The organism is Rhodococcus sp. SG20037 (genome assembly GCF_031763325.1).
Lineage (GTDB): Bacteria > Actinomycetota > Actinomycetes > Mycobacteriales > Mycobacteriaceae > Rhodococcus_F > Rhodococcus_F qingshengii.
Map to the genome: position 1 here is coordinate 3516982 of NZ_CP134497.1, position 13117 is coordinate 3530098.

The 13117-nt window shown below is 62.5% G+C and carries 13 protein-coding genes; 1 reads left to right on the forward strand and 12 read right to left on the reverse strand.

Annotation, left to right across the window (positions count from 1 at the left end):
- The first annotated feature begins 33 nt into the window (after positions 1 to 33).
- Positions 34 to 624 (forward strand): TetR/AcrR family transcriptional regulator, encoded by a 591-nt coding sequence (locus RHP72_RS16190; RefSeq protein WP_003943994.1) that lies wholly within the window; start codon positions 34 to 36, stop codon positions 622 to 624.
- On the opposite strand, the gene RHP72_RS16195 is transcribed toward RHP72_RS16190, so the two are convergent.
- The 12 genes from RHP72_RS16195 to RHP72_RS16250 are packed head-to-tail and all read right to left on the reverse strand — an operon-like array spanning position 621 to position 13101.
- The gene (locus RHP72_RS16195) at positions 621 to 1088 is read right to left on the reverse strand and encodes a hypothetical protein (protein ID WP_311093590.1); all 468 of its coding nucleotides are present in this window, start codon (positions 1086 to 1088) and stop codon (positions 621 to 623) included. The two genes, RHP72_RS16190 and RHP72_RS16195, sit on opposite strands and share 4 nt — an antisense overlap.
- The gene (locus tag RHP72_RS16200) at positions 1085 to 1621 is read right to left on the reverse strand and encodes a hypothetical protein (protein ID WP_234552473.1); all 537 of its coding nucleotides are present in this window, start codon (positions 1619 to 1621) and stop codon (positions 1085 to 1087) included. Before RHP72_RS16200 ends, RHP72_RS16195 begins: the two co-directional genes overlap by 4 nt.
- On the reverse strand, positions 1588 to 2907 hold the full coding sequence (locus tag RHP72_RS16205; protein ID WP_311093591.1) for an MlaD family protein: 1320 nt from the start codon (positions 2905 to 2907) through the stop codon (positions 1588 to 1590). The genes RHP72_RS16200 and RHP72_RS16205 overlap by 34 nt, the downstream gene beginning before the upstream one ends.
- Complete coding sequence (locus tag RHP72_RS16210; protein ID WP_225320043.1) at positions 2904 to 4037, reverse strand: MCE family protein; 1134 nt, start codon at positions 4035 to 4037, stop codon at positions 2904 to 2906. The genes RHP72_RS16205 and RHP72_RS16210 overlap by 4 nt, the downstream gene beginning before the upstream one ends.
- The gene (locus RHP72_RS16215) at positions 4034 to 5296 is read right to left on the reverse strand and encodes an MCE family protein (RefSeq protein ID WP_047272239.1); all 1263 of its coding nucleotides are present in this window, start codon (positions 5294 to 5296) and stop codon (positions 4034 to 4036) included. Before RHP72_RS16215 ends, RHP72_RS16210 begins: the two co-directional genes overlap by 4 nt.
- Entirely contained in the window at positions 5296 to 6318 is a 1023-nt protein-coding gene (locus tag RHP72_RS16220; protein WP_030536766.1) for an MCE family protein, read from the reverse strand. Before RHP72_RS16220 ends, RHP72_RS16215 begins: the two co-directional genes overlap by 1 nt.
- Positions 6315 to 7337, reverse strand: a complete 1023-nt coding sequence (locus tag RHP72_RS16225; protein WP_311093593.1) for an MlaD family protein — start codon at positions 7335 to 7337, stop codon at positions 6315 to 6317. Before RHP72_RS16225 ends, RHP72_RS16220 begins: the two co-directional genes overlap by 4 nt.
- The gene (locus RHP72_RS16230) at positions 7334 to 8503 is read right to left on the reverse strand and encodes an MCE family protein (RefSeq protein WP_311093594.1); all 1170 of its coding nucleotides are present in this window, start codon (positions 8501 to 8503) and stop codon (positions 7334 to 7336) included. Before RHP72_RS16230 ends, RHP72_RS16225 begins: the two co-directional genes overlap by 4 nt.
- A 9-nt stretch (positions 8504 to 8512) precedes the next feature.
- Complete coding sequence (locus tag RHP72_RS16235) at positions 8513 to 9385, reverse strand: ABC transporter permease (protein ID WP_003944051.1); 873 nt, start codon at positions 9383 to 9385, stop codon at positions 8513 to 8515.
- Positions 9382 to 10122, reverse strand: coding sequence for an ABC transporter permease (locus RHP72_RS16240; protein ID WP_030536769.1), 741 nt, complete (start codon positions 10120 to 10122; stop codon positions 9382 to 9384). The genes RHP72_RS16235 and RHP72_RS16240 overlap by 4 nt, the downstream gene beginning before the upstream one ends.
- Before the next feature lie 34 nt (positions 10123 to 10156).
- The gene (locus tag RHP72_RS16245) at positions 10157 to 11410 is read right to left on the reverse strand and encodes a cytochrome P450 (RefSeq protein ID WP_030536770.1); all 1254 of its coding nucleotides are present in this window, start codon (positions 11408 to 11410) and stop codon (positions 10157 to 10159) included.
- Between the two features lie 53 nt (positions 11411 to 11463).
- Positions 11464 to 13101, reverse strand: a complete 1638-nt coding sequence (locus tag RHP72_RS16250) for an acyl-CoA synthetase (protein WP_030536771.1) — start codon at positions 13099 to 13101, stop codon at positions 11464 to 11466.
- Positions 13102 to 13117: the final 16 nt, after the last annotated feature.

The following is a 13117-nucleotide window of genomic DNA, read 5'->3' on the forward strand; positions in this document are numbered from 1 at the left end:
TCGCACGGGTCCGATCCCGTAGTGTCTGGACACATGTCTGGTAAGACCAAGTTCGAGTCCACTCGTCGACGGCTCACACAGCAGCAAGCCGAAACCGTCGATCGATTGACCGCGGCAGCGATCACGGTCCTGCGCGACAAAGGGTTTGCGGATCTGACCGTGCGGATGGTGGCAGCGGAAGCCGGTGTCGCCGCGGCTACGGCGTACACCTATTTCTCGTCCAAGAGTCACCTTGTGGCAGAACTGTTCTGGCGCCGACTCGACGCGGTACCGCACGAGCCCTCCCCCGAGGCGGAACGAGAAGCGCAGGTCTGCTCGGTCCTTCGAAGCGTCGCACTCCTCGTTTCCGACGAACCGGAGCTGGCCGCGGCCGTGACCACGGCGATGATGGGCAACGATCCCGACGTCGAACACCTTCGGGGACGTATCGGCAAGAACATCCGCGAGCGGCTCATCGAGGCGCTGGGGCCGTCATACGATCCCGACGTACTCGAAGCACTCGAAATCTCCTGGTCCGGAGCGCTTGTCCGAGCCGGCATGGGTTACGAGTCCTATTCGCAGATCGCAGACCGGCTCGAAGTCACTGCCAGGCTGATCATGGCGGGCCGCGACAACCTTCACTAGATGGGGGTCATGGCACTCACCAGCCATGTGCCGTCGACTCGATCGAGTGTCACCTCGACTCGGCTCGACGTCGACGCTGGTGCCGGCCGCGCGATACTCGTCGTGATCTGATCGACGAACAGGACCAATTCCGCTCGGTCTGCAGCAGCGGAGAGCACTCCGACATCGACTACTCGCGCCTTCGTGCTGATTCCTTGCTCCTTCGACTGGGGCGCAACGGTTTTCGATCCGAATTCAGCGAAGCGGTCCTGAAATGTTCCACTTGCGCCCTCGGCAGCATGTGCAAGATCCTCGTCCACCGTGTCGCTGTTGTAGCTCAAGAGATTCTCGACGAGCATCGGCGCCACACCGATCACCTCGGCACGTGCGGTTTCGGCGGCTGCCGAACGGTGGTGACTCCAGAGCAGAGTCCCGCCGGCTCCCACCAAGATCAGCACTGCAAACGCCAAGACCACGCGCTTCACGGGACGAACTCCACACTCGACATCAGTATCCGCCCGCCAACTTCATCGACACCGACGCGAAGACGGTAGGTTCGCGCCGAAGACTCTCCCGCCGAATTGCCGACCTGAGCCGATGCCGCGATCAGTACCACCCCCGAGGTTCCGGATTCCGATGCCAGGGCTGCGGTGTCGACACGACCGTCGGAATCGACGGCGAAATCACGGATCGATGCGACGAACGCAGATTCACCGGACTTCAGTTCGTCTGCAAAAGTCCCCGTAGTCAGCGACTTCAGCGCCGCGAGATCCTCGTCGAGCGTGGCAGAGTGAACGTCGATCAGAGCAAGGGTTCCTGCGACAGCACCGTCGACGAAGTCTTGACGCTGGGTCTCGCGCGCCCGGTCGGATCGAACTGCCAGAGCACCGAAGACCACAACGACGCTCAGAGCCGCGAGTGCAATCCAGACCAGGGCAGTGAGTACACCGCGCTTCCCTCCGACCGGATCCAGCACCTCACCTCTCAGCGATTCGTCGGCGTCAGCAACTGTTGCCACGGCTCACCCTCCCCCGGACCGGAGTCAGCCGGAGCCAACTCCGTGTGTTGATAGTCGACTCCGTCAGGCCCGGTGTACAACTCGCCGGGCGCATTGGTCCCCGACGGCACGTACGCTTCGGGGCTCCGGCAGATCTCCGGGCTCGGTGCTCGTTTGCCCGGTACCTCCATGCAGGGAATGTTCCGAGATCCACGAACGGCGAAGACCGAGTTCTGTGGCACTTTGCAGTACAGATCAGCCGGGGTGTCCGGCACACTCATCTGGGTCGGGTCCCGTCGCTGATCGGCCGGAAGGTAACCGGTCGAGCACGCCGCAGGGTCCTGCGCTTGGAGATGGAAATTGACATTCGCGGCGCCGTCCACCTGCCCGCGTTGTACGACGGTTTCCTGTGCCGCGACCAGTGGCGGCAAGATGACGAGCACCTGCTCCAACCCGGCGTTGTACGTCAAAGCCACCTGAGCGGTGCTGGTGAAATTGGCAAGCAGCACAGGCAAAGTGGGTTTGAGGCCTTGAAACAGCAAGTCGGCCTCGGTCGCAAGGCCCGGTCCGGTCTCGAGGATATTGCGCACGGACCCGTCGGCGACCTCCAACTGTCCACTGAGTTGAGCGACACTGGACGCCCACCGGCGAATCTGATCGCCCGTCACCACCTGTGTCTGCAGGAGCGGATCCAACTGCTGTACGAGCGTCGTAGCCGGCGTTGTGGCAGCGGACATCTGATCGACGAACGAAGTGGTCGAATCCAGCAGACGAGCCAGATCCTCTCCCCTGCCTCCGAAAGCTGCCGCGGACTCGTCGATCACCGATCGCAACTTGTCCTGCGGTACGGATGCGAGCATCGCCTGCGCCTGATCGAGGACCGGTCCGATCTCGGTCGGGATCGTGACAGCGTCGGGGCCGATCACGTCTCCGTCGGTCAGAAACGGTCCGTCCGCGGTGCTCGGTTGCATGTCGACGTATTGCTCGCCAATGGCCGACACGCTTCGCACCGCTACTGCGAGCCCGCTGGAGGGAACGGGAACCGCACTCTCCAAAGATAATTCGGCGCGTACCACTCCCGGAGACAGACGCACCGACCTGACCTGACCGATGGTGTCGCCGCGATAGGTCACGTTCGCGTTCCGATACAGGCCGCCGGCGTCCGGCAGTTCGACTGTCACCGAGTAGCGCCCGATGCCGAGCACGGTCGGAACTCTCAGGTACGAGATAGCCGCTGCGCTCATGCCTATCACCGCCAGGATCGCGAAGATCGTCAATTGCCTTCGCACCAACTTCGTGAGAATCATCGTCCACCTCCCTGGGCGGGTTGCGCTGTGCCAGGTGGGCCGGGCTGCCCTGTGCCGAGTGGGGCGGTCAAGGGATCGACCAGTACTCCGTTCTCCACGGGGGTTTGCGGCGCCCCGAACGGAGTGCCGAAGCCGAGCCCCGACTGGAGACGATTACTCGTGAGGTCGATCAGCGCCCACAGATTGGTGTAATCGCCGCGCATTCCGTCGTCGATGGTCGTCTGAGGGAAGGGAAAGGTACTCAGGTTGCCCAAATTGTTGATCAGGTCCGGCCCCGTTTCGACCACCTTCTGCAGCGTCGATTCCAAGGAGCTCAAATTGGCTTTCAGATCGTCGCGGGTCCGATCGACCAGATCGGTCCCGATGTCCCCGAACCTACCGACCGCATCGAGCGCGGTGGTCAGGCTCACGCGCTGGGCGCTCAGTTCCGCCAAGGCAGGATCGAGCATCTCCAAGGCCTGACCGAGAACATCTCTCTGGGCCGTGATTTCACCGGCGAAGACGTCGAGATTCTCCATGGTCGTGACCATCGCATCACGTTGGCGGTCGAGTGTTTCGGTCACGGTATCCATCTGACTCAGCAGGTCGCGCGCCGCGTCGGTCCGTCCGCCGAGCGCCGTGTTCAGCTCCGTGGTGATGCTGTGAATCTGAGCGAGCCCGCCGCCGTTGAGGACCAATGACAGTGCCGTCAACGCTTCCTCGGTGGTGGGATAGACGCCGGCCGACGCGAGGGGGATCACCGATCCCTCCGACAACCGCCCTTCCGGCGCAACATCGGTAGGCGGCGCAAGCGCAACGTGTTTGGACCCGAGCAGACTGGTTTGGCCGATCTTGGCAGTCGCGTTGGCGGGCAGCGACACCGAGCCGTCGAGCGCAACCGTCACTCGTGCGTGCCAGTTGTCGGTCTCGATCGCACTGATACTCCCGACTGTCACGTCGTTGACCATGACCGGAGAGTTCGGACTGATCGACGTGACGTCCGGCATCTCGATCACGACCGAGAAACTTCCCTCACCGCGGCCGGCCGCGCCTGGCAGCGACACCGAATTCAGCCCGCTCCATTGACAACCCGTCAGAACGAGCACGGCGCTCGCCGCCACACACACTGTGCCCCACCAGCGGGCAGTCATCGTGATCCTGTCGACGGCATGATCAGTCCGGTCAGACTCGACGCAACCGGTACCGTCGGAAAGCCCAAGGCGCCAGTCGGTTCCAGATCAGGCTCGCTGTACACCAGTTGGTCCGGAAGAGCGCCGAGCGCCCGGGTCGGATTGATGCTCAGGTCCGGGTAGTTGGCCTTGATCGTGTTGAGCAACGGGCCGAGGTATTCGATGCACAAATCCGCGCCCTTCTTCGAGGTGTCGTTGGCCAGGCCGGCGATTCCGCCGCAGATCAAGTCGATCGGGTTGCCGACGTTCTGGAATGCGGGCACACCCACCATCGCTCCTTGGGCCGGCCGGTAGACGTTGTAGTAGTTCGACAACGCTGTCGGAGCCAGATGCAGTACCTTCTCGAGACCTGCGCGCTTGTCGACCAATACCTGGGACACGTCGGCCAACTTCGCGATCTGCTCCGTCAAGCCGGTTCGGTTCTGTTCGACGAACCGCTGTACGTCGACGACGGCGGCGTCCAGATCGGCGAGAGCCGGAGCCAATTGCGTCCGGCTCTCGGCGAGCACACTCGAGACATTTGCCAGTCGTCCTTGGAACTGAACGATCTGTTCGTCGCTTGCGGCGAGTGCGGTCGTGAAGGTCTGCAGGCCGCGGATGGTGCCGAACAGATCGGCTCCGCCTTCGTCGAGTGTGCTCATAGCCTCCGAGAGTTCGGTCACCGAGCGCCCCAGCGCTTCCCCGTTGCCAGCCAGTGCGGATCCGGCACCGTCGAGGAAGTTGGCGGCGGGACCGCGATCGTCCCCGACGGGGCCCAAAGCGTCGGCAGCCCGGCCCAGCTGTTCCTTGATCTGGTCCCACTCGACCGGGACGGCCGTTCTGTCGAGTGGGATCTCCGCACCGTCATTCAGTGCGTCGGCGCCGTCCGTCACCGCCGGCGTCAACTGCACGAAGCGGGCCGAGACCAGCGACTGGGCAACGATCACCGCTTTCGCGTCCTCGGCGACGGGAACCTCGCGCGCCAATTTCAGTTCGACGCGCATTCGATCTCCCTGTGGGGCGATCGCGGTGACGCGGCCGACGTCGACTCCCACGACACGAACGTCGTCACCGACATACAGACCGGTCGTCGAGGTGAAGTAGGCCGTCACGTTGTAGTAGCGCAGATGTTGCACCGCAAGGTATCCCGACACGACGACGATCGCCGCACCGATGACGCTTCCACCAACGACGGCGATTCGACGCCAGTTCACCGGTTTGCGAACTCGTAAGGCACCCATCATCGAACCTCCGGAATCGGTAGCGGCGCAGGTGGTAGCCCGAACATCGCGTTGATCAACGGTTGGGTGTATTGCGCTGGCACCAGGTTCTGGACGTAGGCGTAGTAGAAGGGGCCGCTGGCCACGGTGTCACCGAGCGTGCCCACGTACGTACCGAGACCGTCGATTCCCTGAGAAAGGTTGTCCTTGTTGTTCTGCAGAATTCCGACAACCGTGTCGAGTTTGCCGAGGACCGGCTGCAATTGCGCCTCGTTGTCGTGGACGAGTCCGCTCAGCTGGGTCGACAACGCCGAGATGTTCGTGATCACTTCCCCCAGCGCCGCCTGTCGCCGATCCAGTTCTCCCAACAAGGCGTTGCCGTCGACGAGTAGCGCGTTGACCTGTGGTCCACGCTCGGCCAGCGTCCCGGCGACGTCGTTTGCATCGGACAGCAAGGTGCGCAACATGTCGTCGCGTCTATTGACGCTGTCGGAGATCCGTGCGACACCGTCCAGCGCCGGCCTCAGGTTCGGCGCACTGTCGGACATCACCTGCCCCACTGCGTCGAGCGATTCGGAGAGTTGGTCGAGATCGATGTCCTCGACCGTCGTGGTGAGGTCACCGAGCACGTCGGGCAGCGAGTACGCCGATCTTGTTCGCTCGACCGGGATCTCGCCGCCGACCGCGATCCTTCCCGGACCGTCCAGATCGAGCGATACCGCTCGCTTGCCGAGCAACGACATCGTGGTGACGGCCGCCGATGTGCTTTCTCCCAAACCGATCGAGCCTTCCAGTGTGAAATCCACGCGCGCGAGTCCGTGCTCGACCTCGATCCGATCCACCGTTCCGATCTTCACTCCGGCGGCGTTGACTTCGTCTCCCGGCGCGAGACCGCTGGCGTCGGCGAACACCGCGCTGTACCCGACACCCGATTTCAGGAACTGCAGATTCTGATACTGGAGCGATGCCAATACGACGGCGGCCGTGACGACCAATCCCACGACCCCCACGCGTACGGCCTGGCTCTGTGCCATCTCTCTCATCGTGGTGCGCACCTTCCGGTCGTCTGATCCACCAGGTCGACAGTGAGCGGCGTACCGTCGGCACCGTCGACCTTCAGTGCGATTCCGCACAGATAGAAGTTGAAGAACGACCCGTACGAGCCGACTCGGATCAGCTGCTTGTAGTTCGAGGGCATGGACGCGAGAATCCGATCGAGCTCACTTTGTTGCTCGATCAGCGGATTCAGGCTTGCGTCCAGCTTCGACAGGTTTCCCGCGATGTCCGGGCGAACTCCGGCGAGGAGATCGGCGAAGGTGCCTGATGCGGCGTTCACACTCTCGACGGCAGTCCCGATCATCTCCCGGTCCGCCGCGAGCCCGCTGACCAGCTGTTGTAGGTGATCGAGAGTGTCACTGAACTGACCACCGCGGCTGCGCAATTCGCTGAGCACACCGTCGAGGTTGCCGATCACTCGACCGATCAGTTGGTCGCGGTCTGCGAGAGTGTTCGTAATCGATCCGGTGTGCGCCAGCACCGATGCCACAGTTCCGGACTGGCCTTGAAACACCTCGAGCAAGGACATCGACAACGCGTTGACCTGCTCCGGGTGCAGGGCTTGAAACAGCGGCTTGAAACCACCGAGTAGCGCATCGAGGTCGAGTGCCGGTGCGGTGCGATCGACAGGGATGCTCTCGCCCTCCGGTTGCGGTTCCGCGATCCCCGGATCGTCGAGCAATTCGAGGTATCGATTACCCACCAGATCCTGATATCGAACAGCGGCTCTGGTCGATACGGTCACGGTGTCACCCGTATCCACACTGAAACTCACGTGGGCACGGTGATTCCCACCGAATTCGACGGAGCCGACAGAACCGACCGGCACACCGGCGATGCGCACCTTGTCGCCGGCTCTGAGCCCGGAGGCGTTGACGAACTCCGCCGAGTACGACCTCGCCTCGCCACCTCGCATCTGGCCGAACACGAGGATCAGCCCGGCGTTGACGAGGATCATCACCAGAACAAAAATTCCGAACTTGACGGTGTACCCACGAACTTTCATCGGATCTCCGTCCCGAACAGGTAGCTCATCAGATCCGGAACCGTGTTCATCGGTTGCCCACCATTCGGCTGACGCTCGGGCGCAAACGGATTCACCCCGGTATCGGTCACCAGGTACGGCGCATTGATGTTCGGGTCGCGCAGTGGAAGGCCCATACACTGCGGGCCACCGGTTGCCGCGACCTTCGGGAGGTCGTCGGGATATCGGTACGGTTCGGTTCCGGCGATCAGACCGATCGACATCTTGATTCCTGGTTGTCCGTTGTAGGCGCCGTCGCCGATCTTCTTGCTCTCCTGAAGTCCGTGGAACATGCAGGGAATCACCGGGGAGTATTCCTCGAGCAGTGCGGTGGTCGGCCGCAGTAACGACAGAACGGTGTCGATACCGTCGGCGTTTTCTCCCAGTACGTCTTCTCCGGTGCGGGCGACCCCGATCACGTTGAGCAAGAGGAGATCAAGATTCTGCTGCTCGTCGAGAACAGTGGTTCCCGTAGTCGTGAGCGAGTCGAGGGTGTCCATCAAGTCGAGAACAGCGTCGCGGTAGGTCTGCGTGACGGCTGGCAGGTCAGTCAACACGTGATCGAGAGCCTCACGTGCAGTGTTGAATTCGAGCAAGGAGGAATCTGCTTGTTCGAGTGCGACCCCGAGCCGTTCGCCGCGTCCTTGCAGAGCAGTCGAGAGGGCACCCAATGTCGAATCGAGTTTGCCCGGGTCCACCGTCCGGAGCACGGCGGTGAGTTTCTCGAACACCGTGTTCAGCTCGACAGTAACCCGGGATGCGTCGATCGTCGCCCCGGCGGCAAGTCGCGCGCTGCTCGGCTGCTCCGGCGAGGACAGGCTGACGACCTTCGCGCCGAAGGCCGTGTTCGACGTGATCGCCACATCCACGTTTGACGGAATCGATTCGAGCGCTTCGGGATCGATCGACAACGACAGTTGTGCGGTGGCGTCGTCAGTCGGCGTGATGGACTCCACCGAGCCCACGGTCACCCCGGCCATCTTCACCCGCGCGCCCGGATCCATCACGAGCCCCACGCGCTCCGCGATCACCGTGATCGGGACGCGAGCGACAAACACCTGGTTGAAAGACGCGACCGACAAAGCGATGACCCCGACGATCGCCGCAGCCAAGCCCAGAGCAGCCAACTTGTAGCCGTATCTGTGCACGCAGTCCCCCTAACCGGACAGATTGAAGTTGCCGGAACCGCCGTAGAGCGCGAGTGAGACGAGCAGGGTCACCGCCACGACGCAGATCAGCGAGAGCCGAACCCCGCGGCCCACTGCAGTTCCCACGCCCGACGGTCCCCCGGACGCGTTGTATCCGTAGTACGTGTGGATCAGCATCACCAGTAGTGCCATCACGAGCACTTGAACGAAGGACCATGCGACGTCGACCGGATCGAGGAACGTCGTGAAGTAGTGGTCGTAAAGACCGGAGGACTGACCGAACAGCACGACCGTGGTGAATCGTCCGGCCAGAAAAGATCCTACGAGCGCCAATGAGTACAGCGGCAAGATCGCGATCATCCCTGCGGTGACGCGGGTGCTGACGACGTACGGGACCGAACTGATCGCCATCGATTCGAGGGCGTCGATTTCCTCACTGATGCGCATGGCACCGATCTGCGCGGTCGAACCTGCGCCGATCGTGGCCGACAGGCCGATTCCCGCGATGACCGGCGCAGCGATACGAACATTGATGAAGGCGGAGAAGAATCCGGTGAGCGCTTCGACTCCGATATTTCCCAGTGAGCTGAAACCTTGGATCGCAATGGTGCCGCCCGAGGCGAGAGTCAAAAATCCTACGACCGCAACCGTGCCGCCGATCACTGCCAAAGCTCCGGTGCCCATGCTGATCTCGGCTACCAGCCTCAACACTTCTTTCGGGTGTTTGCGAATTGCCCACGGGATGTGAGCGATGGCGCGCGCGAAGAAGACAGCTTGTCGCCCGACGTCGTCGATCGAGCGTGACGTTCGAGCCACCCGCGCCCGCGTGCGTCCGAACTTGCCGATTTGTGCCAGCGAATCCGACAGCGTCACCTCGATCACCCCGCCGTCAATCGGATGCCGACCGCGGTGACGATGGTGTTGACGACGAACAACGCCATGAATGCGTACACCACCGTTTCGTTGACGGCCTCCCCCACGCCTTTCGGCCCACCCCGTACCGACAGTCCGCGATAGCAGGCCACCAATCCCGCCAGCATCCCGAACAGTGCAGCTTTGACCATCGACAACGCCACCTCGGGCAGGCCGGTCAGCAACGTGATTCCCTCGACGAAGGCGCCAGGGTTCACGCCCTGGAGAAACACCGAGAAGGCGTAACCGCCGGCGATGCCGATGACGCAGACGAGTCCGTTGAGCAGCAAAGCCACCACGGTCGACGCGACCACCCGAGGAATCACCAGCCGAGTGATCGGATCGATCCCGAGCACCTCCATGGCGTCGATCTCTTCACGAATCGTTCTCGATCCCAGATCGGCGGCGATGGCAGTCGCGCCCGCACCTGCCACGATCAGCACCGTCACCACCGGACCGACCTGAGTCACGGCGCCGAGCGCGGCCCCGGCGCCGCTGAGGTCGGCGGCACCGATCTCACGGAGCAGGATGTTGAGCGTGAAACTCACCAGGACCGTGAACGGCACGGCCACCAATACGGTCGGCACGATCGACACCCGGGCGATCATCCAACTCTGCTCGAGAAACTCCTGCACCTGAAAGCGGGTGCGGAACAAGCCCACTGCGACATCGGCGCCCATCCGGTAGAACTGGCCGAGTTCGCGCATCGGGCCCGCAAGTGCAACTCTTCCGCTGTACACGTCAATGCCCCGAAGGACATGACGTGGAGTTGCCGTAGTCGACCTTGAATTCCTTGATCCCGTTGAGCCAACCGGACGAGAGCCTGCTCGGATCGCCGAGCTTGCTGATGTCGGGCATGTGATCGGCGATCTTGCCGAAGATCAGATCGACCTCCATTCTGGCCAGGTTGGCGCCGACGCAGTAGTGCGGCCCGGTTCCTCCGAACGCGAGGTGCGGGTTCGGGTCTCGGGTGATGTCGAAGACGTCGGGGTTCCCGAAGACGGTTTCGTCGAAGTTCGCCGAGCCGTAGAGCAGTACGACGCGCTGCCCCTTCGCAATCGCAGTGCCGGCAATCTGTGTGTCCACCACTGCTGTTCGTTGCATCGACGTCAGTGGCGAAGCCCAGCGGATGATCTCGTCCGCGGCGGTGCGCGGACGCTCGCGCTTGTACAGTTCCCACTGATCCGGATGCTCGAGAAATGCCATCATGCCGAGTGTCGTTGCGTTTCGCGTCGTTTCGTTGCCCGCGACAGCCAACATGATGACGAAGAAACCGAACTGTTCCGGGGTGAGTTTCTGCCCGTCGATGTCGGCATGCACCAAGCGCGAGATGATGTCGTCGAGCGGTTCCTCCCGTCTCGCCTCAGCCAGTTGATAGGCGTAGCCCAATATCTGCGCCGACGCCATCCGAGACTCGCCGGCGAGTGACTCGTCGTCGTATCCCGTCATCTGATTCGACCATTCGTACAGCTGACGGCGCCCGTCCTGCGGTACACCGATCAGCTCCGAGATCGCCTGCATGGGTAACTCGCTGGCGACCTGGCTGACAAAATCACCGCTACCTTCCGCCACGGCAGCCGACGCTATGTCTTCTGCCCGCGCTTCCAACCCGGCCCGCATCGCTTCCACCGACCGCGGAGTGAACAAGCGTGCCACCAACTTGCGCAGCTGTGTGTGCTCAGGGGCGTCCTTGTTGATGAGGACGTGTTTTGTCGCCTCCAACTCCTCCGCCGAGATGTTGTCTTCATGCCGCGGAATGCAGCCGTTGACGTTGCTCGAGAACTCCTCGCTGCGCAACGAGACGTCGCGGACGTCTGCGTGGCGGGAGACAACCCAACAACCACCGTCGTGAAATCCGCCGGTACCCGGTTCCTGGGCGTTCCACCAGACCGGAGCGCATCGTCGTAGTTCGGCGAACTCGGCAAGCGGGACGCGCTCGCCGTACAGATGTGGGTCGGTCACGTCGAACCCGTCGGGAAGGTCGATCTCAGGCATTGCAGATGCTCCTTTACGGATGGGTGCCGGGTGCCGGGTGTTGCGTGTGAGCGCTAGTCGATCCGGTGGACCGGGTCGCTGTTCTGTGAGAACTCCTTGGCCCAGCGGTAGTCCGGCTTGCCGCTCGGCGCTCGAACGACCTCGTCGGCGATCCAGAAGGAACGCGGAATCTTGTAGCCGGCGAGGTGACTGCGGGCGTGCTTCTCGATGGATTCGAAATCCGGTTCCACACCGTCGCGGATGCGAAGCACTGCCGCCACCCGATTGCCCCACCGCTCGTCCGGAACACCGATCACTGTCGCGTCGTAGATGTCGGGATGGGCCTTCACCACGGCTTCGACTTCTTCCACGAAGACCTTCTCGCCGCCGGTGTTGACCACCATGTTTCCCCGTCCGAGGAGGGTGACCGAGCCGTCGTCCTCGATCCGCGCCCGGTCTCCGGTCACCACTGCCCGTGCGCCGTTCACCTCGCGGAATATCTCGGCCGACTTCACCGGATCCTTGTAGTAGCCGAGTGGAACGTTTCCGAGTTTCGCCAGCCATCCTTCGGCGCCCGAGCCCGGCTCCAACACACGGTTGTCGTCGTCGACGACGACCGTGAATCTGTTGGCACCCACTTTGGGTCCGCCACGCTGCTCGAGCCCTTTGGTTGCGAATCCGATTCCGCCGAAGCCTGTTTCGGACGATCCAACCGAATCGGAGATCATCAGATTCGGAAAGACGTCGAAGAACGCATCTTTGACCGATCCGGAGAAGAGCGCAGCGCCAGAGGCGAGCACAGCCAGGCTCGACCCATCCGGTTGCAATTCGTGATGGGCTTCGACCAGTGGACGGCCCATGGCGTCGCCGGTGATGACCATGACCTGCGGCCGATACTCGGCGACGACTTTCCAGACCTGTGCCGCATCGAACTTCGGTTCGAAGATGACGGTGTTTCCGGAGAACAGAGCGTTGAACGTCGGCATCAGTGCCGAGGTGTGGATCAGCGGTGGAAGCATGCACCACCGCATCGGTTCGGCTGCCGCGGCGCCACCGCGCGACTGCTGGTACTCGTCGGCGATCGGCTCACCCGAATAGAAGTCGTAACCGCCGGCCAATACGCGCCAGATGTCTTCCTGCCGCCAGACGACGCCTTTCGGTCGTCCGGTTGTTCCGCCGGTGTAGAGAACGTAGACGTCATCGCCGGAACGCTCGGGAAATGCATGTTCACCTGTGCGAAGCGAGGATTGGTTGCCGAGCGCATCCTCGTACGCCACTGCCCCCGGAATCGACGGTTCGTTCCCGAGAGCGAGTTCGTCCGCCGCCTCGATCACGTACTTGACCCGCGGCGTGGCCACCAAGGCCTCGGCGACCCGCTCAGCGAAACCACGATGGAAAACCAACGCCGTGAGATCCGCGTTCTCGTACAGATAAACCAATTCGTCGCTCGTGTAGCGGTAGTTCACCGTGATGGGAACGCCGCGGATCTTGAAGGCCGCGAGGACAGCAACCATCGCCTCGATCGAGTTGTGCAGCTGAATACCGATGTGCGAACCGACACCCAACCCGACGGACTGGAAGTAATGCGCCAATCGGTTGGCCCGCTCGTCGAGCTCACGGTATGTCACCTCCTCGCCGGAAACGATCAGCGCGAGGCGATCGGGCATCACATCGACGGAATGCTCGAACAGGTCTGCAAACGTGTACGCCATAGGTTGAGTCCTTCGG